Origin of the sequence: uncultured Phocaeicola sp. (assembly GCF_948499155.1) — a bacterium.
Classification (GTDB): Bacteria; Bacteroidota; Bacteroidia; order Bacteroidales; family Bacteroidaceae; genus Phocaeicola; species Phocaeicola faecalis.
Genome location: NZ_CAOOSE010000004.1, coordinates 205,934 through 229,327, shown reverse-complemented (window position 1 = coordinate 229,327; position 23,394 = coordinate 205,934). Strand labels below are relative to the sequence as shown.

16 protein-coding genes and 1 tRNA gene are annotated in these 23,394 nt (G+C 44.5%); 9 read left to right on the top strand and 8 right to left on the bottom strand.

All coding sequences use genetic code 11. The features are described 5' to 3' along the window. Positions 1–144: 144 nt before the first annotated feature. The 3 genes from QYT14_RS05545 to QYT14_RS05535 all read right to left on the bottom strand — a co-directional run bounded on the left by QYT14_RS05545 (position 145) and on the right by QYT14_RS05535 (position 4,399). On the bottom strand, positions 145–1,521 hold the full coding sequence (locus QYT14_RS05545) for a C1 family peptidase (RefSeq protein ID WP_237037813.1): 1,377 nt from the start codon (positions 1,519–1,521) through the stop codon (positions 145–147). Positions 1,522–1,766: 245 nt separating this feature from the next. Beyond that, on the bottom strand, positions 1,767–2,696 hold the full coding sequence (locus tag QYT14_RS05540; protein WP_237037814.1) for an Abi family protein: 930 nt from the start codon (positions 2,694–2,696) through the stop codon (positions 1,767–1,769). Between the two features lie 263 nt (positions 2,697–2,959). Further along, entirely contained in the window at positions 2,960–4,399 is a 1,440-nt protein-coding gene (locus tag QYT14_RS05535) for a Na+/H+ antiporter NhaC family protein (protein WP_288324395.1), read from the bottom strand. 193 nt (positions 4,400–4,592) lie between these two features. Here QYT14_RS05535 and QYT14_RS05530 point away from each other — a divergent pair, with 193 nt between their 5' ends. The 5 genes from QYT14_RS05530 to QYT14_RS05510 all read left to right on the top strand — a co-directional run bounded on the left by QYT14_RS05530 (position 4,593) and on the right by QYT14_RS05510 (position 12,387). Further along, positions 4,593–5,156 carry a DUF308 domain-containing protein gene (locus QYT14_RS05530; RefSeq protein ID WP_237037816.1) on the top strand — a complete coding sequence of 188 codons (564 nt, stop codon included), beginning with the start codon at positions 4,593–4,595 and terminating at the stop codon, positions 5,154–5,156. Positions 5,157–5,220: 64 nt separating this feature from the next. After that, positions 5,221–9,723, top strand: coding sequence for a translocation/assembly module TamB (locus tag QYT14_RS05525; protein WP_288324394.1), 4,503 nt, complete (start codon positions 5,221–5,223; stop codon positions 9,721–9,723). A 14-nt stretch (positions 9,724–9,737) separates the two neighbouring features. Next, a complete protein-coding gene (locus QYT14_RS05520; RefSeq protein WP_237037818.1) occupies positions 9,738–10,769 on the top strand; it encodes an agmatine deiminase family protein in 1,032 nt (343 codons plus the stop codon). A gap of 15 nt (positions 10,770–10,784) precedes the next feature. After that, positions 10,785–11,672, top strand: coding sequence for a carbon-nitrogen hydrolase (locus QYT14_RS05515; protein ID WP_288324393.1), 888 nt, complete (start codon positions 10,785–10,787; stop codon positions 11,670–11,672). Positions 11,673–11,796: 124 nt separating this feature from the next. Next, positions 11,797–12,387 (top strand): DUF4251 domain-containing protein, encoded by a 591-nt coding sequence (locus QYT14_RS05510; protein WP_237037820.1) that lies wholly within the window; start codon positions 11,797–11,799, stop codon positions 12,385–12,387. A gap of 72 nt (positions 12,388–12,459) precedes the next feature. Here QYT14_RS05510 and aspS read toward each other — a convergent pair whose 3' ends face one another. The 3 genes from aspS to QYT14_RS05495 form a co-directional block, all read right to left on the bottom strand. Beyond that, positions 12,460–14,217 (bottom strand): aspartate--tRNA ligase, encoded by a 1,758-nt coding sequence (gene aspS, locus QYT14_RS05505; RefSeq protein WP_237037821.1) that lies wholly within the window; start codon positions 14,215–14,217, stop codon positions 12,460–12,462. Positions 14,218–14,387: 170 nt separating this feature from the next. After that, positions 14,388–14,684, bottom strand: a complete 297-nt coding sequence (locus QYT14_RS05500; RefSeq protein ID WP_237037822.1) for a thioredoxin family protein — start codon at positions 14,682–14,684, stop codon at positions 14,388–14,390. 35 nt (positions 14,685–14,719) lie between these two features. Next, positions 14,720–14,902 carry a hypothetical protein gene (locus QYT14_RS05495; RefSeq protein WP_237037823.1) on the bottom strand — a complete coding sequence of 61 codons (183 nt, stop codon included), beginning with the start codon at positions 14,900–14,902 and terminating at the stop codon, positions 14,720–14,722. Positions 14,903–15,226: 324 nt separating this feature from the next. Here QYT14_RS05495 and QYT14_RS05490 point away from each other — a divergent pair. Next, positions 15,227–15,301, top strand: a tRNA-Pro gene (locus QYT14_RS05490). Between the two features lie 59 nt (positions 15,302–15,360). On the opposite strand, the gene QYT14_RS05485 is transcribed toward QYT14_RS05490, so the two are convergent. Together QYT14_RS05485 and QYT14_RS05480 are read right to left on the bottom strand one after the other, a co-directional pair. Beyond that, positions 15,361–16,686 carry an ATP-binding protein gene (locus QYT14_RS05485; protein ID WP_237037831.1) on the bottom strand — a complete coding sequence of 442 codons (1,326 nt, stop codon included), beginning with the start codon at positions 16,684–16,686 and terminating at the stop codon, positions 15,361–15,363. Then, a complete protein-coding gene (locus QYT14_RS05480) occupies positions 16,683–18,050 on the bottom strand; it encodes a sigma-54 dependent transcriptional regulator (protein WP_237037832.1) in 1,368 nt (455 codons plus the stop codon). The genes QYT14_RS05485 and QYT14_RS05480 overlap by 4 nt, the downstream gene beginning before the upstream one ends. Positions 18,051–18,257: 207 nt before the next feature. Here QYT14_RS05480 and QYT14_RS05475 point away from each other — a divergent pair, with 207 nt between their 5' ends. From QYT14_RS05475 to QYT14_RS05465, 3 genes are read left to right on the top strand one after another with little or no spacing between them, the layout of a single operon-like run. After that, positions 18,258–19,733 (top strand): TolC family protein, encoded by a 1,476-nt coding sequence (locus QYT14_RS05475; protein WP_288324391.1) that lies wholly within the window; start codon positions 18,258–18,260, stop codon positions 19,731–19,733. A 5-nt stretch (positions 19,734–19,738) separates the two neighbouring features. Beyond that, positions 19,739–20,989: an HlyD family efflux transporter periplasmic adaptor subunit gene (locus tag QYT14_RS05470; protein ID WP_288324390.1), complete on the top strand. Its 1,251-nt coding sequence runs from the start codon at positions 19,739–19,741 to the stop codon at positions 20,987–20,989. 11 nt (positions 20,990–21,000) lie between these two features. After that, complete coding sequence (locus QYT14_RS05465) at positions 21,001–23,394, top strand: ABC transporter permease (protein ID WP_288324389.1); 2,394 nt, start codon at positions 21,001–21,003, stop codon at positions 23,392–23,394.

The window sequence follows — 23,394 nt, the reverse complement described above, 5'->3', positions numbered from 1 at the left end:
TATAATATATATTCTCCGAAGGAGATCCCCCGGAAGGGGGAAACCATCCGGATGGGTATACATTCGCGTTGCAAAATTTGCAACTGGAATTGCTGATTCAGCAACTGAATTTGCTGAATCGGCAACTGAATTTGCAGCTGTTTTTTATTCTTCGTTCGCAAACATCGGGTCCCATGCCGGCAGACGAATCGGTTTTTGCTTGAGAATATCCAGCACTTTGGCAGGGACATATTTCTTTTCAGCCACCACACGGAACATATATTCATCAAACCATTTATCCGTCATGATGAGATGGCCTTTGTATCCGTTGGTGCTCCCCCAACTGTTTTCCACCATCCATTTTTTCGGTTTCCCGGCTTTGTCCAAGTCCACTGCCATCAGCGTCATGGCATGGCTGCTGCCACTGGCAAATGTCTGGATACGTTGTTTCTTATCCATGCCGAAAGTCGTCCCCATCAATGACTCGTAATCATAATTGTCGGGGTCCAACAGTCCGCGTTTACTGTCCAAAAACTTACCCACATCGCAAGAGAAATACATCATCGTGCTGTCTTTGATGGAAGCGACAGCTATCTCTTTGATATCTTCTATGGGCAGATTGACATAGGTCCAGTTCTTTCCGTCATAGCGGTGGCGGTCATAGTCTATCTCGTAGCATTTGTAAAACTCACGGCTGGGGTCATTCATCAGCATCACGTAGTTGTCGGTCAGGTCATTGCCCAGAAATTCCTTGTAGAACGACAGCGGAGTATATTCTTTCGCTTCGCCTCCCTTCAAGCTCCAAGTGAATGTAGACACCGGTTCGCCGAGTGTCAGCACCAGCATGCGATAGACCGTAGCGAGCATTTCAGTTTTTTTCTTTTCCAGTTCGGCAGGCTTGGCTCCGGCAGCGGCAGCCTCACGGAGTTGTAAGCCGAATTCTTTCAGTTTCAGTCCTATCAGATTACTCATTTTCCCGGTGTTGTCACTGCTGAAAGTCTCTGTCATCACGCTCTTCGGCACAAGTCCATACTTACCTATAATATCCGATACACCAGTAAATTGTCCTCCATCGCTCAAGGGATTCTTGAAGAGCCATTCCACCATCTTGTCGCTCATCGGTTTTTCACGCGTATCAATGATTCCCTGTAAGAAAAGATTCGATTTTTCCAACTGGTCATAGAAGAAGCAGTAATTCTGCGAGAATTCCATTTCATCCAGTCCGTATTTGGCTATCATCTGACTGCGAAGTACATTCAGCCCCGTAAACAGCCAGCAACGTCCTGACGAGCGTTGATTGGTAATGCCTTTCGATAAGACTTTATGAGAGAAATGAGTGTCAAATCCTGCCTGGTTTTCCTGATTGAGCGCCAAGGTATTGATACTTGTTCCGCCTAAGGCATTGCGGATTGCCTTGTCTGCGGGAGTGGCCTGATAACTCTGTCTGATTTGATTCAGCATCTCGCTTGAAATGCCTCCTTGTTGTGCCTGCGCGGTCAATGCTGCCGCAAAAAGCAAGGCAAAAGTGATGTGTTTCTTCATATAGAACAATATGTTTTAATGTAATTCTCTGAATATAAAGTGAATATATAGAGCTTATAAGATGCAGGTAACGATTTGGCTATGGAAGTCCTGCTTCGGGTTACACTGCTTTGCATAGTCTCCAATAACTCATGTACAAAGGTAGGCAATATTGGGAATATAGCAAATATTTTCCCCAGTTTGTCAGGATTCAATCCAAGTTCGCGGGAATAAACTATTTTATAGCGTAAAAAACACAAAGTTTGCTATTTTTCCCGCCAAATGGGAATCGATTGCCAATATTGGGGAAATCCCATATCTTTGAGTTCGAGCAAGCGGCAATCAGATTTGAGTAATTTCTTGATATTCTTTTTGAAGTCGCTTCCGGGACTAATAATGTCAAGGATATATGCAATACAAGAAAGTATGGCAAACAATTTGTTCGTGCGTATTTGTCCTATTGTAGTTCTATCCATAAATGGGTAAAGGGTATTGTACGGTAAGGTTACACTAACCATAAAACGGCGATTCCACACTCGGCTATGGTGGGCACAACAGTTGCGAAGGTTGGAAATAGCATGTAGCCAATTTTCCAATATTGCCACTTTTTTCAACCCAAATTGTTCGGTAATGTATTCTTTATGGTTATCTAACTTTAAGGCTTGGAATAAACGGCTCAATGTAGCAAACGACACAACTTCGAGTGCCATCCAACTTGGCGGCATCAAAGGATTGTCGTATTTTGAATTGTAATGCTTGATAAAATCTTCGTTGCTACGTTTGACATCAGCATTAATATGTTCCATTAAGTCAGCATATCCGAAACGATATAAAGCTTCGTCATCGTACCAATGGCTGTTACCTGTGCTTTCGGCATAGACTTGTACAATCTTCGTGCGTACTGCAACTTCAATCTTTTCAATGGCATTGAAAACGAGAGAACGCAATCTGCGGTCGAAACAATAAAGGTCGATGATGTCTTTGAAGTGAATATCTTTACGAGTGAAGTTGTGATTGGAATCCTCACCGTTCTCTTGAAACGGATAAGTGTAAGCACGAAGTCGGTAGTAGCTGACATTAAACAAATAAGCGGTTGCTTCGCTTTCATCATCAAAAACAAGCCCCCGTTGTTTTAGCCGTGCAACTTGCTCGGCGAGGTTCAACGGCTTCTTTGTATAATCAATTTTATCAGTCAATTCTATTAGAAGCTACTATATAAAAACTCGAAGACCTCCCCGGGTGCGCTGTTCTATGGGAAGCGTGGGAGGTCATATCAATTGCAAAAGTAATACTTTTATTTGGTCCTGCAATGGCTGTGCAAAGAAAATATTTGTAGCGTTACATTTTTTCTCTAATAGACAACAACAATATACGCTTAAAAACACATGTGACGAACATAAAAATCCGTCTGAAACGGATTGAAATACATCTGTCGTTTCAATGCTGACGCAATGAGGTTTTAGCCGGCTATTTTCTTCTTTATCTTATAACCGGCAACTGCCACCGTGATGCTCATCAGCGGACTAATCAGATTGAAGAATGAATACGGAAGGTAGGTGAGTGTGGGCACACTCAGAATAGTTGCCTGAGTCATGCCACAAGTATTCCAAGGAATAAGTGGCGATGTGACTGTAACGGCATCTTCGGTGGTACGGCTCAGCAACCGGCTTTCGTACCCGTTTGCCGCATAAATATCCTTAAACATATTTCCGGTCAGAATAATGGAGATGTATTGGTCGGCAGTTGCCAAATTGAGGAACAATCCCGACGCAACGGTAGAAGATACCATTCCTACACGTCTCTTGGTGAAGCGGACAAATACAGAAGTGATACTGCCCAGCATGCCTCCTGCCGTCATAGCTCCTCCAAAGCACATGGCACAGACAATCAGCCAAATGGTGTTCATCATCCCCGACATTCCGCGGGTGGCTACCAGTTCGTTTATCTCCGCACTGCCTGTCTCCAGTTGGGTGCCGCCGAAGAGCATGCCCATGCCTCCTTTGAAAAGTGCAGTAAGTCCGGCCTGCCCCTGCCCTGCTATCTCGCACAGCAAGTCCGGTTGGAAGATAAGTGCAAAGATGGCAGCCAATGTGGTGGAGATGAACAAAGTTATGACTGAAGGAACCTTGCGGGCAATCAGGACTCCCGTTACGATGGGGACAATCATCAGCCACCAGGAAATATTGAATTTGGAGTCGAGTGCCTGCATATATTCGGCAATATGGCCTGTGTCTGTCGCCTCATGGGACAGCCCGGCAACAGTGAAAATTATCAATGTGATGACCAATGACGGAATAGTGGTTATCATCAAATAGCGTATGTGTGTAAACAGCGGTGTGTCTGTCACGGAAGACGCCAAGATAGTGGTATCCGACAGCGGGGATACCTTGTCGCCGAAATAGGCACCCGAAATGATGGCGCCCGCTATCCAGCCTTCGCTGAAACCTTGTGCTTTGCCGATTCCCATCAGTGCAATGCCGATTGTGGCTATTGTGGTCCACGAGCTGCCGGTCATGACTGAGACAATGGCACAAATCACACAGGTAGACACGAGAAAAAAGTGGGGGTGTATCACCTGAATGCCATAGTAAATCAATGTGGGAACCACACCGCTAATCATCCATGCCCCCGACAAGGCACCGATAATCAGCAAAATAATCAGTGCCGTACTTACTCCGGCTATATTGTTTGTAATAGCCAGTTCAAAGTCTTTCCACGCCCTTCGATATCCGGCCATCCCTACCAATACGCAAACAGCCGTGGCCGTAAGAAGGCAAACCTGACTTCCGCCTGCCAATGCATCGCTGCCAAAGACACGGATGGTGGCAAACAATAATAGAATAAGCACAAATACAGGTAACAAAGAAATAAACGGAGAAGGAATTCTGTTATCTTTCATTCTTTTTTTATTCAGTTTTTATTCAAAATGCTAATAAAGCAAACCTTTTTGCTTTCACCGTGCAAAGTTCGGAATATTTTTTGAGTTCTAAAAGTCAGGTGCAGCTATTTAAATACTTTTTTTGTATTTATGGGCAAACATTTTCGTATAGGGGGCGTTATTAGTTGAAATTATAACCTAAAACTTAACAAATATGAATGAATTAGTTGGTGGCTTGGGCTACGCCGTAAAGAACTGGTGGATGTCCCTATTGCTGGGACTGCTTTACATTGCAGTAGCATTATGCCTTTTGTTCGCTCCCGTGAGCAGTTATGTGGCACTGAGTGTCATTTTCAGTATTTCAATTCTGGTCAGCGGTATCCTCGAAATCTTCTTTGCCGTCGGCAACAAGAAGATTATCAACAGTTGGGGATGGTATCTGGCAGGCGGTATCATTGACTTGCTGATAGGTATCTACCTGGTATTCTATCCGTTGGTAAGCATGGAACTGATTCCGTTTATCGTCGCATTCTGGCTCATGTTCAGAGGATTCACCCTTTGCGGTTACTCCACCGACCTGAAACGCTATGGCACCAAAGACTGGGGCTGGTATCTGGTCTTCGGCATTCTGGCCATTTTGTGTTCCATGGCTATCATTTGGCAACCGGGCCTCGGAGCTGTCACTGTGCTCTATATGCTGTCCATTACTTTCCTCATTATCGGTTGTTTCCGTGTCATTTTCTCGTTTGAGTTGAAAAGATTGCATAAAAACAAGTAAAAATCCAAGTTTATTTTGGGCTACTTCGGACGTATTTCGTACCTTTGTTAGCCCAAAATAAGCAATGATATCAAGTAAAAGTCTTAAATACACAGTCCGCATATTGCTAGGTATTCTCTTTGGGGTTTATCTGGGGATAATTGTGCTTCTGAACATTCCATACGTTCAGGGCAAACTGTCATTTATAGTGGGGAGAGAGTTGCGTAAGGTGCTCAATACGGAAGTTTCTGTGGGAAGAATCGACATGGGGCTGCTGAACCGTATCATTGTAGAAGATGTATTGCTGGAAGACCGCCAAGGCACGGAAATGCTGAAAGTGGCGCGTCTGTCCGCCAAATTTGAAATACTCCCCCTGCTGAAAGGGAAAATCACCATTACCAGCGTCCAGCTTTTCGGCTTCTCGGCCCACATGAAGCGGGAAACACCTCAGTCCCCCCCTAACTACCAATTTGTGCTGGATGCCTTTGCATCCAAAGACACGGTGAAGACACAGACGAATCTGGACTTGCGCATCAACTCTTTATTGATAAGGCGCGGACGTATCACGTATGATGTCTTGTCCGAACCCGAGACACCCGGACAGTTCAACACCAGTCACCTTGCCGTGAAGAATTTCGCAGCTACCGTTTCACTGAAAGCGCTTCGCAATGACTCGTTGAACGCCTCTATCCGTCGTCTGAGCTTTGAAGAACAATGCGGTTTCGCTCTACAGAAGTTCTCAATGAGAGTCACTGCCAACAATAAGCGACTGAATATAAAGGATTTCTCCCTCGAACTTTCGAATTCTGCTTTAAGCATTGACAGCCTTTCCATGCGTTACGACAGTTTGCCGAATCTTCCCAGACTGACAGCCAACGTGCAATATCAAGGGCGGGTCAACGCCTCTGTCGTGCTAAAAGATATAGCCCCTTTTGTTCCGGCTTTGGCCAAATTCGAGACTCCGTTACATTTCAACATGGATTTCTCCGGCAAAGGGAAAAATATAGACTGCCCTACCCTGCGGCTGACCGACAACCACAGCCTGATGATTAACGGAGAAGCATCCGTAGCCGACTGGGATGCGGGAAGAAATATGTATATCATGGGCAAGCTGACAAACGTAAATCTGAATAAAGAAGGCATCAGCACCGTGATGAGCAATGTGGCAGGAAAAGTGCCCCCTCTGTTTCAGCAGTTGGAGTATGTACGTTTTAGCGGTGACGCCACCGGATACCTTCATGATTTGATTGTAACGGGACTTCTGCGTACAGGTGTAGGTACAGTGAAAGCCGATGTAATGATGAGCATCGACGAACAGCAAAACCGTACCTATTCGGGAAGCATCGCCAGCGCCGACCTGAATGTGGGTAAACTGCTTGACAACGAAAAGAAATTCGGTACAGCGGACTTCAACGTGGAACTGAAAGGATTCAACTACAAAAACCACTATCCCGAATCTTATATCAAAGGAACTATTTCTTCGTTCGAATACAGCCAATATAAATATGAGAATATAGCCCTGGACGGCGTGTATAAAGACGGAGGGTTCAATGGTAAGCTGGCAATGGATGATGACAACGGCTCCGTTCAGATAGACGGTAGCTTCAATGTGGCATGTGCCATACCCGAATTCAACTTGAAGGCCGCCCTCAGAAACTTCAGGCCGAACAACCTTCATTTATCCGATAAATATAAAGATACGGACATTTCCCTGAACCTGACAGCAGACTTTACCGGAAAGTCCATCGACGATATGAACGGAAGAATCCGTTTGGACAGCTTGCTAATGAACGCTCCCGAAGGGAATAACTACTTCCTTGACAACCTTACCATTACAGCAGGACAGGTAGAAGGACAAAAGGAATTGCAAGTACTTTCCTCGTTCATGACGGCCGTCATACGCGGAGATTATTCTTATAACACAATTCCGGCCAGTATATTACAAACCGTTCAACGCTACATCCCTTCCCTGCTCACGCTGAACGAAAATATGCCGGTTCCTCACAATAACTTCAATTTCGACATCAGAGTAGACAATACGGAATTCTTTCAAAAGCTCTTTCAGCTACCGTTGGAACTAGAATTCCCCGCCTCCGTCAGAGGATATTTCAACGACCGTGAAGAAAAGCTGCGCGTCGAAGGGCATTTCCCGGCTTTCAAATATAACGGCACCCATTATGACTCGGGGGTACTCATCTGCGAAAATCCGTCAGACTGGTTCAAATGTTCCCTCAGAACCGGTATGCTGATGAACAGTGGTGCAATGGTAAACCTTACCGTCGACACCCAAGCCAAAAACGACCGGCTGGAGACAACCGTCAATTGGGGAAATAACACAAACGTCACTTATGGAGGTAAATTCGCTGCAGTGACCCAATTCTATAAGACAGAAGGAAAACACCCCATCTTACAGGCTGACATCAATATCAAGCCCACAAAGGTAGTGTTGAACGATACGATTTGGAATATACATCCTTCGCATATCGCCGTAGACTCCGGACGTGTCTATATTGACAACTTTTTGTTTGAGCATAAAGACCAGCATTTACGTATTGACGGCAAATTGACAAAGAGCAAGGAAGACTCCTGCCGTATCGATTTAAAGAATATCAATTTGGAATATGTACTGGATATAGTGCATTTTGACGATGTAGCATTCAACGGCCTGGTCACCGGAATGGTCAACCTGAAAGGGGTGATGAAAGAACCTGCCATGCACACCAGGCTCAATGTACATAATTTCTGCCTGAATAAAGCACTATTGGGTGAAGCTGATATCACAGGTGTATGGGATGCGGAGCTGGGTGGAGTGCGTCTTGATGCAAAGATTGCGGAAGAAGGCATCTCGGCTACGCATGTCACAGGATATGTATCTCCGAAAATGAAAGGGCTGGACCTGATGATTAAAGCGGACAGTACCAACATCGGACTCATCCAACCCTTTGTAGAAGGCATATTCAGCGATTTAACCGGACGTGTCAACGGTCATATCAGACTCTATGGAGACTTCAAGCATCTGGATTTGGAAGGAGAGGCACGTGCCAATATAGATACCAAGATTGATGTACTGAATACCTATTTCCAAATACGCAATGATTCGGTGCATATCTCCTCCGGGCAACTACTGTTTACCGACGTACACGTGTACGACCGTGAAGGAAACAGTGGAATAGTCAATGGCTATCTGCATCACACCAAACTAAAGAACCTGATGTATCATTTTAATATCAGCGGCAATAATCTGTTGATGTATGACACCCACGAAGCCGGCGATATGCCCTTCTACGGCAGAGTGTACGGTTCGGGAAGCGTCATATTGGACGGAGGAAACAACGCCATGACCGTAGATGCCTCACTGACAACAGGACGCAACACCTCTTTTACTTATATCACAGGTATCACGACAGAGGCTACCAATACCCAGTTCATCACCTTTGTGGACAAGACCCCCAAACGTATCCATGATAATGTGGAAACCAATCTGTATCATCACTCGAACGTGCAGAAAGAAAAAGAGGAAGAAGGCCCTCCCATGGATTTGCGCATCAATATGCTGATTAACGCTACTCCCAATGCTACCATGAAAATCGTGATGGACCCGGTGGCAGGAGACAATATTACAGCGACAGGCAACGGAAATCTGCAGGTGAACTACTTTAATAAAGGAGACTTTAAGATGTTCGGCAACTACATTATCGACCAGGGAATGTATAAGCTCAGCATGCAGGAAGTGATTCGCAAAGATTTTACATTGAAGTCTGGCGGCACAGTCACTTTCACGGGTGACCCCTATCAGGCCAATCTGGACCTCCAGGCAATCTATACAGTAAACTCCGCCTCATTGAGTGATTTAGGTATCGACACTTCTCTTTCACAGGGACAAAGCACCGTGAAAGTCAATTGCCTGATGAACCTGACCGGAAACTTGTCCAGTCCCGATATTAAATTTGACTTGGACTTACCGACTGTCAAGGAAGAGGACCGCGATGTGGTGCGCAGCATCACCAGCACAGAAGAGCAAATGAATACACAAATCATTTATCTGTTGGGGATCGGTAAGTTCTACACCTACGATTATGCCAACAACGACCAGTCCTCCAATGCCACCAGTTCATTAGCTTTCAGCACATTATCCGGTCAGCTCAATAATATGCTCTCCCAATGGATGGACAATAAGAACTGGAATATCGGCGCCAACCTGAGCACAGGAGACAAAGGATGGACAGACGTAGAAGCCGAAGCTGTCCTTTCCGGCAGATTATTGAATAACCGACTGATTATCAACGGCAATTTTGGTTATAAGGACAATGCAATGGCAAACACCAACTTCGTGGGTGATTTTGAAGCCATTTGGCTGCTGACCAAAAACGGCGACTTCCGTTTACGAGGATACAATCAGACCAACGACCGCTATTTCACTAAATCAACCCTGACCACACAAGGTATCGGTATCATGTATAAAAAAGATTTCGATAAGTGGAATGACCTGTTCCGTTGGTTCTTGTGGAAAAGAGCCCATAAAAAAGAGGAAAAAGAAGACACCTCCTCTTCCTCCCCAGCTTCGCAAACAAAGCGAAACGACCACTAATTAAATTAAAGAATATGAAGAAAACTTATTTGCCGGCAGAATGGCACAAACAAAGCTTGATACAATTGACATGGCCCCATATAGACACTGATTGGGCCTATATGTTGGAAGAAGTAGATACTTGCTTCCTTAATATAGCTTACGAAATTTTGGAACGTCAGCCTTTGCTGGTAGTAGCCCCGGAGCCTCATCGAATCGGGGACAGAATCTATGAACACGGATGCAATGTGAAGAATCTCACCGTTTCGGCCGTGAAGACTAACGATACATGGGCACGCGACCACGCCTTTATTACCATGCTGAAAGAAAACGGAGAACCGCTCTTGTTGGATTTCTGCTTTAACGGTTGGGGAATGAAGTTTGCCGCCAATTATGATAATATGATAAACTCCAATCTATATTATCGCTGCAAGACATTGACCGGAGAATATGTCTACCAAAGAAATTTCATTTTAGAGGGAGGCTCGATAGAAAGTGATGGAAAGGGAACGCTCCTCACCACAGAGAAGTGCTTGCTGTCTCCCAACCGAAACGAGAAAACAAAAGAAGAAACGGAACAATATCTGAAAGAAATATTCAACTTGAAACAGGTGTTATGGCTGAAGCACGGTTATCTGGCCGGAGACGATACAGACAGTCATATCGACACGCTGGCACGTTTCTGTCCCGACGATACCATCGTATATGTGCAATGCACAGACAAAAAAGACGAGCATTATGAAGAGCTGGCGGCAATGGAGGAAGAGCTGAAAGCTTTCCGGACACCGGAGGGAAATCCCTACCGCTTACTCCCCCTCCCTATGGCCGATGCCATTTATGATATAAATGAAGAACGGCTGCCGGCAACCTATGCCAATTTCCTGATTATGAATGAAGCCGTTCTGCTTCCCACATACAATCAGCCCAAGAACGATACTCGTGCTAAAAAAGTGTTGGAAAAAGCTTTTCCAGGAAGAGAGATTGTCTGTGTGAATTGCACGGCACTGATTAAACAACATGGCTCACTTCATTGTGTCACCATGCAATATCCTGAAGGTGTATATTAATAAGATGTTTACAATATGAGAAGAACAATTAAAGTAGGACTCATTCAGCAGTGTTGTACAGGCAGCCCGGCTGAAAACATGGATAAACTGAAACGCAGTATAGAGGATGTAGCATCCAAGGGCGCAGAACTAGTGGTGTTGCAGGAATTGCATAACACGCTTTATTTCTGTCAGACAGAAGACACCTCCCTGTTTAATCTGGCAGAAACGATTCCCGGCCCTTCCACCGAATTCTACAGTGGGATTGCATCCGCCAACGGCATCGTACTAGTCACTTCTTTATTTGAGAAACGTGCTCCGGGAGTCTATCATAACACAGCCGTTGTATTTGATAAAGACGGCAGCATGGCCGGAAAGTACAGAAAAATGCATATCCCGGACGATCCTGCATATTATGAGAAATTCTATTTCACTCCGGGAGACTTGGGGTTCGAGCCTATCCAAACCTCAATAGGAAAATTGGGCGTACAAGTTTGTTGGGACCAATGGTATCCTGAAGGAGCACGTCTGATGGCTCTGAAAGGTGCTGAAATTCTAATCTATCCCACTGCCATCGGTTGGGAAAGTACAGATACCCCGGAAGAAAAGGCCCGCCAACTGGAGGCATGGGTCATTTCCCAACGAGGACATGCCATAGCCAACGGATTACCCGTAATAGCAGTCAATCGCGTAGGACATGAACCCGACCCCTCGAAACAGACAAATGGAATTCAGTTTTGGGGAAATAGCTTTGCAGCAGGCCCTCAAGGTGAAATTCTGGCACAGGCCGGCAACATGGAAGAGCAAAACATAGTAGTGGAAGTAGACATCACGCGAAGCGAAGAAGTTCGCCGTTGGTGGCCATTCTTCAGAGACCGCAGGATAGACGAATTTGACAAATTGACCAAACGATTTATTGACTAAAAGACGAATAAGTAGAAACGTTATCGTTATATAAATTCACATATTCGTTAAACAAATTGCGATTGAAGCTGTTTTGTTATCAGATTATCTAAAAGATATATTGATTAACAAAACAGCTTTAATTATGAAAAAAGTATTATTCTTAGCAGCATTGTTACTTGTTTGCTTCAGCGGAGTAACGAATGCACAAACCAGAAAACAAAGAGAAGATGCCAAACGCGAAGCATGGAAAAAAGAACGTCAGGAAAAGAAGGCTTTGGAAGCGCAACAGGATTCCGTGTCTTTCATGAAAGCTATCGATGCCTTGAAAAACGGTTCTTTTGTTTTGGAAGCCGACAACGTAGTATTCCGTAATGGTATCATGCGTTTCGTGTCCTCAAACACCAACTATGTGGAAGTAAACGACGGACAAGGAATTATTCAGACTGCCTTCACTAACTTTGTGTATAACTGGAGTCCGAACGGCCTGGGCGGTGTCACAGTACAGGGTAGCGTAAACGGTATAAGTATGCGCCAAGATAAGGATGGTAATGTGTATTACAACTACGGCATCAACGGCATTGCTGTATCAGCCACCGTCTCCATTGTATTGACCGGTGGTACTAATCAGGCCAGTGTAACCGTCAACCCGAATTTCTCCGGAAATACGTTGACCATGAACGGTTATTTGGTTCCTTACAATGAAAGCGACGTGTTCCAGGGAACAACCTGGTAATGCTTACCGAAAGACAATATAAAAAAACTCCTGAGAGCTATCTTTCAGGAGTTTTTTATGTATCTGTTACTTTTATTCTTTAATATCGACAACCAGATTCAACTCATCCAACTGTTTTTGGTCCAAAGCAGCAGGAGCATCCAACATCACATCACGTCCACTGTTATTCTTCGGGAATGCAATGCAGTCACGGATACTGTCAAGACCGGCAAACAACGATACCCAACGGTCGAGGCCGTATGCCAAACCACCATGAGGAGGAGCACCATATTTAAATGCATTCATCAGGAAGCCAAACTGCTCTTGTGCCTTTTCAGGAGTAAAGCCCAGAATCTCGAACATCTTGGCCTGCAGCTGAGAGTCATGGATACGGATAGACCCCCCTCCTACTTCTACACCATTTACAACCATATCGTATGCATCGGCACGAACAGCCGCCGGGTCTGTATCCAACAAGGGAATGTCTTCATCTTTCGGATGAGTAAACGGATGGTGCATTGCCATCAAGCGGTTTTCTTCTTCGCTCCACTCAAACATCGGGAAGTCAACAACCCACAGGCAAGCAAACTTATTCTTGTCACGCAAGCCCAATTGACGGCCCATCTCCAGACGAAGTTCACACAACTGCTTGCGAGTCTTCATGGCATCGTCACCACTCAGAATCAGAATCAAATCACCCGGTTTAGCACCAAAAGCTTCTTTCATCTGTTGCAGCACCTCTTGTGAGTAGAATTTATCTACGCTTGATTTTACATTTCCATCAGCTTCTACGCGAGCATACACCATACCCTTTGCACCAATCTGCGGTCTCTTAACGAAATCAGTCAACTGGTCAAGCTGCTTGCGGGTATAAACGGCAGCACCCTCTGCACAAATACCGCCAATATATGCAGCATCATCAAACACAGAGAAGCCGTGACCTTTCAGAATATCCATCAGTTCAACAAACTTCATTCCGAAACGCAAATCAGGTTTGTCGCTACCATAATATTTCATAGCATCCGCCCACGGCATACGAATGAACGGCTCAGTGAGTTCAACGCCACGCAATTCCTTGAACAAATGTTTGGCCATTCCTTCAAAGGTAGAAATGATATCTTCCTGCTCCACAAAGCTCATCTCACAGTCTATCTGAGTAAACTCAGGCTGGCGGTCAGCACGAAGGTCTTCATCACGAAAACATTTCACGATTTGGAAATAGCGATCCATGCCCGACACCATCAATAACTGTTTCAATGTTTGCGGTGACTGAGGCAATGCATAGAACTGTCCCGGATTCATGCGTGAAGGAACTACAAAGTCGCGGGCCCCTTCAGGAGTAGAACCGACCAACATAGGTGTTTCTATCTCGAGGAACCCTTTGCTGTCCAGATAACGACGTACTTCCATCGTCATTCTATGGCGTAATTCCAAATTCTGACGGACACAACCGCGTCGCAAATCCAAATAACGGTATTTCATGCGGATATCGTCACCGCCGTCACTATTGTCTTCAATAGTGAAAGGAGGAGTAAGTGCGCTGTTGAGGACATTCAGTTCCGATACGATAATTTCTATTTCACCGGTAGGAATATTCGTATTTTTATTTGAACGCTCATTCACTTCACCGGTCACCTGAATCACAAATTCACGTCCCAAATGATTAGCGCGTTCGCAAAGTTCGGCATTCACTTCTGTATTGAATACCAGCTGAGTAATACCATAACGGTCGCGAAGGTCGACGAAGGTCATTCCTCCCATTTTACGTGCACGCTGTACCCAGCCGGCCAACGTTACACTTTTGCCTGCATCGGAGAGTCGCAACTCTCCGCAAGTATGACTTCTGAACATATATTCTTTAATTTTAATCAATTATCGTGCAAAGGTACGACATGTTTTTCATTTATGCAATTTTATTGATTGGCTTCTAATGTCAATAATTACATATTATTATTCATAAAAAAAGTCCCGTTACACGAATGGTTACGGAACTTCTTTCCTGATAAGCAAATTATCGGTTATCAACCTTTAAACATTTCTATTATCTCTTTCAACTCTCCGGGAAACACCTCCCCTGTCTTTTGCCAAAGAATGGAATTATTCTTCATGAGAATAAAACTTGGAACAGTATCGACGTCGAATTCCTTAGCTACCTTCTCGTCTCCTTCGGTATTAACACGAATGATATTTATAGGATTTTCAAATTCATGTATCACAGGGTCTATCCATTCATAATGCGGCGACCAGTCGGCATAAAAAATCAGCAATGTCAAGTTTCCCGATTGCCCGGCATCTTCTATTTGTTTTGCAAGATTCATATTTATTCAGCTTTTAAGTTTTTATACAATCATTGTTATCCCCTGCTCCCCAAACTATCCGTATCCGGATTCAGTTCTTTTACGGCAGCTTTCACTTGCTTTTTGGTAGGTTTACCGGTATTGGCCACTTGTTCCACCGGATATCTCTTTTCCTCTTTGAGCAAATTTACTTTTTGCTCTTCTTCTTGCTTTTTATTCTCTGTGATATGCATACTCATTATCTTTTTAGGATTCATGCTAATGGAACAATACAAATTAATAGATGGTTCATTATTCCCTTTAAAATTTGCTTCCACCTCCCCCCCTCCATTATTCTTTTTTCGGATAACACTGCAATGCGAAGTCTGTCGCCTCCACATTGCGGGCAGTAATATGGGAAAAGGAAGAAAAAAAGTTTTGCTTTTAACAATCTAATATTCAACCATATAAAAAGAAACAATGAAAATACAAGATAAAAAAGATGCGCAAAAGTTTGCAGATATAAAAATAACTCGTACCTTTGCATCGCTTTTGAAAAACAAAGCAACACTAAAATAAAGATTCGGGGTGTAGCGCAGTCCGGTTAGCGCACCTGCTTTGGGAGCAGGGGGTCGTGGGTTCGAATCCCGCTACCCCGACACAATGAAAATCAAGGAGTTACGATAAAAAGTAGCTCCTTTTTTATTGCAAGAATCTATCATCGGCATAAAAACTTCAAAGAGAAACAACTACCCTTCCCTATTTCACTCGAAACAGAGATACTTCCTCCATGCAGATTCATTATTTGTTTGCATAAACTAAGCCCGATGCCGGAGCCTGTCGGTTTGGTGGTAAAGAACGGAACAAATATCTTATCCAGTACATCGGGAAGAATACCACTGCCATTATCACTGACCGTAAGCATAAACACTTGCTTTTCTTTCTCATAATGAGTGGTAATTACCACCTCAGGGGCTTCCTGCTCCGCACAGGCTTCACCTGCATTTTTCAATAGGTTGATAAGCACTTGCTCTATTTGAGAACGATCCAACATCAATATCTTGTCTGCATCCTCTGTCTTATATATATAATGTATATCCCGACTGGGGAATAGTTTCTTTAAATCACCCAACAATTCTTCCATTCTGACCGGGGCAAGAACAGGCATCGACAGGCGGGACAATTTCCGATAGTTCTCTACAAAGCCGAGCAGCCCCTTACTTCTCCGATGAATAGTCTGCATCCCCTGCAGCATAATGCCGTAATCTTTCGCATTCATTCCATTCTGCACAGCCCGCTCACTCAATGTTTCACTCAATGAGATGATGGGGGCAATGGAGTTCATTATCTCGTGAGTCAAGACACGAATCAATTTCTGCCAAGCCTCTATCTCGTTTTCTTCGAGTACGGAATGAATGTTCTTCAGATTTATCAGACGTAAATCCACTCCTTGAGAAGAGTACCCGGTGACCGTCACTGCCAATTCCTGCATGACATCTCCACGGCAGATGCGAACCGCCTTTACTTCACCCGGTTGAAGCGATGTGACAATCACAGGAAAACTAGCGTTGAGGGAAGACAGTTCACTTAACGAATGAATGGGATAACCGCATAAATCATGAACTGCCGCACTGTTCATCCAATGCACAATTCCACTGCTGTCTGCTACCAACAAACTACTGTCTACCGTATTGAGCAGCGTTTCATAATATTGATAACGTTCTTCTTTTTCTGATAGCTTCGTCCTGAACTCGGACACCACCTTATTTATTTCTTCGGCAAGCAACTGCTCGGAACGCGACTTATGCCGGACTGAAAAACTTAAAGAAAAATCAGAATACCGAATTCCCTCTATCATGCGGGCTACCATAAGGGTGGTTTTCTGTTGCCATTGGCATAAATAAAAGATGATGCCTACCACAACCAATGATGAAAACAACAAACAAAAATAGAGTTCATGCCGGAAAAACAGATAAGCGGCAATGGACGCTACCGCCAATAACAGCATGAGCAACACGATGCGGAGTGTTTGAAATCGATTCATAACCCTAATTTTTCTAATTTACGATAAAGAGCATATCTCGTTATACCCAAATACTCGGCAGCACGGCTCAAATTGCCTTCACTGCGCTTCATGGCACGCTCTACGGCATGACGCTCCAATTGTTCCAGGTTCAGGATTTCATCAGTATCCACCTTCTTTTCGGGCTGTGGCTGCAGCATAAAATTAGACGGCTTCAACAATGGGGAATCCGACAAAATCACCGCACGTTCAATGGCATGCTGCAATTCGCGTACATTACCCGGCCAATGATAGCGCATCAGCTTTTGCTTCGCCTCACGGCTGAGTCCGTTTATCTCTTTCTTATACTTATGGATATAGCGTTGTAAAAAATAGTCTGCCAAAAGAAGGACATCCTCACCCCTGTCACGCAAAGGAGGAATATGGATTTCGATTGTATTGATACGATAGAGCAAGTCCTGGCGGAAATTTCCCTCTTCCACCATCCGGTGAATATTTACGTTGGTGGCACTAATCAGACGGACATCAATGGGAATCGTATTCGTTGCGCCCAAACGCGAAATCTGCCTCTTTTCTATCGCCGTCAACAGCTTGGACTGCATAGGCAGCGAAAGGTTTCCGATTTCATCCAAAAAGAGTGTTCCTCCCGAGGCTACTTCCATACGTCCGGCTTTTGCCTTGCGAGCATCTGTAAATGCCCCTTTCTCATAGCCGAAGAGTTCACTTTCAAAAAGGGTTTCGGGAATGCTCCCCAAGTCAATCGTAATAAACGGAGATTCCCTGCGGGGAGAATAATGGCGGAGCGAACGCGCCACCAAATCTTTTCCGGTTCCATTCTCTCCCAATATTAATATATTGGCGTCTGTATCCGACAGCTTCTGGATGGTATCAAACACACTTTGCATTGCTTCCGAACGACCAATCATGTTGGGAATCATTTCATCTTGCCCACTCAATGCCACCACCTGCTCCTTCAATTGCTTTATCTCTTTACGGGAATCCCGCAACTTGATGGCCGACGACAAAGTAGCCAGTAACTTTTCTTTCTCCCAGGGCTTGGGAATAAAATCAATCGCCCCCGCCTTAATAGCCCTCACTGCTTTGTCTGTATCTGCATAGGCCGTCATAAAGAGTACGACCGCTTGCGAATCCAACTTCAAAATCTGCTCCAGACAATCAAATCCCTCCTGTCCGCTGATGGCGTCACGGCGGAAGTTCATATCCAGAAGAATGACATCCGGCTGAAAAGTGGTCATGAAATATTCTATGCGCCCCGGTTGGGTAGTGACTTTCACCTTCTCCACATAAGGCTCCAACAAAAGATTTAGTGCGAAAAGCACATCTTCGTTATCGTCTATAATGAGTATTTTTCCTCTATTTTCCATTATCTTAATTTTAGTATGCAGGAAATATCTTTTCCTGTGAGAGCAAAGATACGGTTTTTTAAGATGCGCTGTATGTGCGTATCCGCACTATTTTTGTGCGAATGCGCACGCAGTCTTCAGCGTCCACTCATCTGCAAATTACTGAAACACAACACGATATAATTATGGCACGCATTTTGATAATTATGAAAGCATAAAACAAACAGTATGAAACGATATTATATTTTAGCTTTTTATATTCTATTCGGTGTAGGAACAGCCACAGCACAAGAAGAAACAATCAGCCTCACGTTACAGCAGGCCATTGAAATTGCACAAGAACATTCGCCACAAGCCCAAGCTGCACGACACACTTATCGTGCAGCTTACTGGAACTACCGCTTCTTCCGTGCAAACTATTTGCCGTCTGTCACTTTGAGCTCATCTCCCAACCTCAACCGGGAAATCAATAAGATTACCCAGCCGGACGGCACAAACCTATTTATCAAACAAAACCAGCTAAGTACAGACCTGAGCTTGAAAATTAATCAGAATGTGTGGTTCACCGGCGGTAGTTTCTTTGTCAAGACCACCACCCAGCGCATTGATGAATTCGAGAATGATATCACGGCATACAATACCCAACCGGTGGTTGTCGGTTATGAGCAGTCTCTCTTCGGTTACAACTCCCTGAAATGGGACCGCCGCATAGAGCCTATCCGCTATCGTGAGGCACGCAAAGCATATTCCGAAGCCTTAGAACTGGTCGCCTCACAAACCAGTAGCCTATTCTTCAACTTGGCAACGGCACAAACCAATCTGGATATAGCCACTTCCAACCATGCCTCGGCCGACACCCTGTATAGATACGCCGAAGGAAGATATAATATAGGTACTATCAATGAAAATGAAATGCTCCAACTCGAAATAAACAAACTTACGGAGGAAACCAATGTAATGAACGCCCGCATCGAGGTGGAAGATCAAACACAGACTTTACGCTCCTTTCTAGGGATAAACCGGGAAGTCAACTTGCGGGTCATCGCCGATGATGAAATTCCCAATTTCGAAATTCCCATGCAGGAAGCACTGCATCTGGCGTTCGAGAACAGCCCCGAACCTGATACCTACGAACGCCTGAGACTGGAAAGTCGCAGTGCACTGGCCTCAGCCAGAGCCAATGCCGGACTGAAAGCGGATTTATACGTTCAGTTCGGTTTGTCACAGACTGGCAATAAGCTTGCCGATTCTTACCGTGATCCGCTGAACCAACAATACGCCAGCATCGGTATCTCGCTCCCTATCCTGGACTGGGGACGAGGCAAAGGACGGGTACGGGTGGCACGCTCCAATGTAGACTTGGTAAACACACAAACAGAACAGAGAATGAAGGATTTCGAATTGAATGTTTGTAAAATGGTACGCCAATTCAATCTGCAAGCCTATCGGGTGGCCGTTGCTTTCAAAACAGACAAGACAGCCGAAAAACGGCATGAAGTGGCAAAGCGGTTGTATATTCTCGGAAAGTCTACCATATTGGACCTCAATGCTTCCATTACTGAAAAAGACAGGGCCAGGCGTGATTATATCACTGCCCTGAAAACATATTGGGGATTGTACTACGGAATAAGAAGTATGACCGGATATGATTTTCAGAACCGTTGCCCAATAGAGGAAAGAATCGGATACGAACAAAATAAATAAAAACTATGGATATTAAAATTGAAAAGAAACCGTGGTATATACGCCATCGTTATTACCTGCTGGGAGGTATCGTCTTTGTTATCTTCCTGATTTATGTTATCAGCCTTTCATTCGGTCCCCGTAAATTACGGATAGAAACCGACAACATACAGATTGCGGAAGTGAAGGATGACAAGTTCATGGAATATGTCGATGTGGAAGGATTAATTCAGCCTATTCTGACCATTAAGATAAATACCCGCGAAGCCGGAAGTGTAGAGCGCATCATCGGTGAGGAAGGAACGATGATGAAGAAAGGAGATTCTATCCTTGTGCTCAGTAATCCTGACCTGCTTCGCTCTATCGAAGACCAACGCGATGAATGGGAGAAACAGCGGATTACTTATAAAGAAAAGGAAATCGAGATGGAGCAAAAAAGCCTTACGCTGAAACAACAGACCCTGCAGACCCAATATGAAATGGACCGCTTGGCCAAAAGCTTCGGCCTGGATAAAGAGGAATATAAAATGGGGATTAAAAGTAAAGCCCAACTGGAAGTTTCGGAAGACGAATATAATTATAAGTTGCAGAACAGCGCCCTCCAGATGGAAAGCCTTCGCCATGATTCGGCTGTGACGATTATCCGGAAAGATTTATTGAAGAATGACCTCGAACGTGAACAAAAGAAATTTACGCGTTCACTGGAACGAATGAATAATCTGGTAGTCACGGCACCGGTTGCCGGCCAGCTCAGTTTCGTAAAAGTGACTCCGGGACAACAGGTAGCATCGGGTGAAAGCATAGCCGAAATCAAAGTCCTCGATCAATATAAGATTCATACCTCCCTCAGCGAATATTATATTGACCGAATCACGACCGGCTTGCCTGCCACCATAAACTACCAAGGGAAGCGTTATCCATTAAAGATTACAAAAGTAGTGCCCGAAGTTAAAGACCGCATGTTTGACGTCGACCTTGTCTTCACTGGAGATATGCCTGACAATGTGCGCGTTGGAAAGAGTTTCAGAGTACAAATTGAGCTGGGACAGCCTGAACAGGCGATTGTCATTCCACGTGGAAATTTCTACCAATCCACCGGCGGACAATGGATTTATAAAGTCAATAGCTCAAAAACCAAAGCTATAAAAGTCCCCTTGACAATAGGACGCCAAAACCCGCAGCAGTACGAGATAACAGAAGGATTACAGCCCGGAGAATTGGTAGTTGTCACAGGATATGATACCTTTGGCGACGCGGAAGAACTGATATTAAAATAAAAGCGCACAGAATGATAACACTGAAATACGCCGGACGCTTCCTGATGCGTTCAAAATCATATACAATTATCAATCTCTTGGGACTGGCGTTCAGCCTGGCCTGCTGCATCATCCTGATGCGGTATATCCACCGAGAGCTGACCGTGGACTCGCATTGCATCGACCCACAACACATCATCATCCCATTGCGGGATATAGAAGGAAACATTCATCCCGGAAATCTGGAGCAAGGCTGGTCGGACACGGATTCAACCTACATTCCGGAAAGTCAAGTCGTGGAGCGATGCCGCCTGCAAATTCAGCAAAGGGACAATGTAAAGTATGAGAACAGCAATTATGCAATGAACATAATGGCTGTCGACTCTACATTCTTTCACTTTTTCCATTACCCCGTATTGACGGGAGAGGCACGACTGACGGCTCCCGACGATGCTATTATCACCCGACAGTATGCCCACCGGCTGTTTGGGAACGAGAATCCGGTAGGGAAAGTCGTGGAGTATTATGGAAAAAACGTTATTATACGAGGAATGATAGATGAACCGAAATGTAAGACCTTACTTCGGTTTGACATGCTCGTGTCACACAACCTGATAAAGCGGTGGCAGCTAATGGACATATCATTAGAGCGTGTGCTTCCCGGAGTAGACCTGGACGAGATAAACAAGCTCAGCAACGTATTTAAGAAAGATAAAAGAGGAAACAGCATACGCTGGAAATTCATTCCTTGGAAAGACTTCTATTGGGAGAATGCCGTCGGACATAATGACGATTACGATTCTATGATGCAATTCGGAAACCATACCCACCTGTATATTCTTTCGGGCGTAGCCATCTTATTACTGATGGTGGGAATATTGAACTTCATCAATATATATATGGTATTCATGATGAAACGTTCCAAAGAATACGGAGTAAAAAAAGTATTCGGTCTGCAACGCTTGCCGCTATTTATGCAAATCTGGCTGGAAAACCAAATCTTGACCGTCGTCGCACTGCTGACGGCATGGCTGTTGGTGGAAGCCAGCCAAATTCCTGTCAGCCAACTGATGGGTGAGCGAATCGGTTACTCTGCATTCGACTGGCAGATATCATTGGGCTTCTTGGTTTTACTGCCTTTGGTTACGTCCGTCTACCCGTATATCAAATACAATTACCTGTCTCCCATTGCGTCTATCCGCTCGATTGCATCGAATCGCCACTCCATCACCATCCGCATGGCATTCCTGTTCTTGCAGTATAGCATCACCGTATTGCTGCTTGTCCTGTCGCTCTACTTTGGCAAACAGTTGAACTTTTTACTGTCTACTCCTCCCGGATACCGGACAGAAGGAATCCTCAGAGCCGAATTGTTCCATGAAAACAATAATTATCTGGTACACGATAAGGAGGAGGATCAGAACAAGCGTTCTGCCCGATATAGTTATATCAAACAGCAACTGAATGAATGTCCCTACATTGAAAGGTGGATGATTTCACACCCTTCCATATTAAGAGGAAGTTCTTTCTGCACATTGCTGAATGATAAAGATACGCATCTTAATATGCTCACTCTGTTTCCTTCGCCCAACTTTTTCCATATATATGATTTAAAGGTACTGGAGGGAGAAATTCCGCAAAAGTTCGAAAGCTGGAGTGACTATAAAATCATTCTGAATAAAGCGGCGATGAAAGCGATGGGGTATACCCGAATGGAGGATGCTTTTGTGCGGAGCGAATCACCACTCTGGGTAACTGTCAGAAATGGGAAAATGGAAGAGGGAGGAACCAAACTGATGCCCGTAGTAGCTGTGATAGACGACTATTATCCTGCACATATAACCCAAGGAGTAAAGCCGATGGCATTTGTTGTCGGAGAAGAAGGCGGTGACAGTGATTTCATAATAGCCACCAAGCCCGGTAAGGAGAAAGAAGTAACGGAGCTCCTTAAAAAGATAGAAAAAGAAATATACAATACGGAGGAGTTCAACCATTCCTGGCTTACGGATGAAGTTCACGACTTATATTCCGAAGATAGAGAAACGGCACATATTTACTCTGTTTTTGCCTTGATAGCCATAGCAATCTCTTGTCTCGGCCTGTTCGGATTATCCCTGTTCGACATCCGGCAGCGTTATCGCGAAATAGCCATCCGCAAAGTAAACGGTGCCGGCATAAAAGAGCTTTACTTATTGCTTTTCCGTAAATACATCAAGGTGATAGGCGGTGCGTTTATAGTGGCAGTGCCTCTCTCCTATTATCTCATACATATTTATACGCGAGCATTCATCATGAAAGCCCCTATCGGCATCGGCATCTATTTCATTGCTTTATTGGTGATTCTCATCATTTCGTTGGGAACTCTGATATGGCAAATACACAAAGCCACCAACATAGACCCTGCCAAAATCATGAAATCAGAATAA

Bases quoted from the DNA above. Each gene is read 5' to 3' on its own strand.
- QYT14_RS05470 (WP_288324390.1), top strand. From the start codon at position 19,739: ATGGATATTAAAATTGAAAAGAAACCGTGGTATATACGCCATCGTTAT.
- aspS (WP_237037821.1), bottom strand. From the start codon at position 14,217: ATGTTCAGAAGTCATACTTGCGGAGAGTTGCGACTCTCCGATGCAGGC.
- QYT14_RS05525 (WP_288324394.1), top strand. From the start codon at position 5,221: ATGATATCAAGTAAAAGTCTTAAATACACAGTCCGCATATTGCTAGGT.
- QYT14_RS05495 (WP_237037823.1), bottom strand. From the start codon at position 14,902: ATGAGTATGCATATCACAGAGAATAAAAAGCAAGAAGAAGAGCAAAAA.
- QYT14_RS05545 (WP_237037813.1), bottom strand. From the start codon at position 1,521: ATGAAGAAACACATCACTTTTGCCTTGCTTTTTGCGGCAGCATTGACC.
- QYT14_RS05520 (WP_237037818.1), top strand. From the start codon at position 9,738: ATGAAGAAAACTTATTTGCCGGCAGAATGGCACAAACAAAGCTTGATA.
- QYT14_RS05485 (WP_237037831.1), bottom strand. From the start codon at position 16,686: ATGAATCGATTTCAAACACTCCGCATCGTGTTGCTCATGCTGTTATTG.
- QYT14_RS05465 (WP_288324389.1), top strand. From the start codon at position 21,001: ATGATAACACTGAAATACGCCGGACGCTTCCTGATGCGTTCAAAATCA.
- QYT14_RS05500 (WP_237037822.1), bottom strand. From the start codon at position 14,684: ATGAATCTTGCAAAACAAATAGAAGATGCCGGGCAATCGGGAAACTTG.
- QYT14_RS05530 (WP_237037816.1), top strand. From the start codon at position 4,593: ATGAATGAATTAGTTGGTGGCTTGGGCTACGCCGTAAAGAACTGGTGG.
- QYT14_RS05480 (WP_237037832.1), bottom strand. From the start codon at position 18,050: ATGGAAAATAGAGGAAAAATACTCATTATAGACGATAACGAAGATGTG.
- QYT14_RS05510 (WP_237037820.1), top strand. From the start codon at position 11,797: ATGAAAAAAGTATTATTCTTAGCAGCATTGTTACTTGTTTGCTTCAGC.
- QYT14_RS05515 (WP_288324393.1), top strand. From the start codon at position 10,785: ATGAGAAGAACAATTAAAGTAGGACTCATTCAGCAGTGTTGTACAGGC.
- QYT14_RS05475 (WP_288324391.1), top strand. From the start codon at position 18,258: ATGAAACGATATTATATTTTAGCTTTTTATATTCTATTCGGTGTAGGA.
- QYT14_RS05535 (WP_288324395.1), bottom strand. From the start codon at position 4,399: ATGAAAGATAACAGAATTCCTTCTCCGTTTATTTCTTTGTTACCTGTA.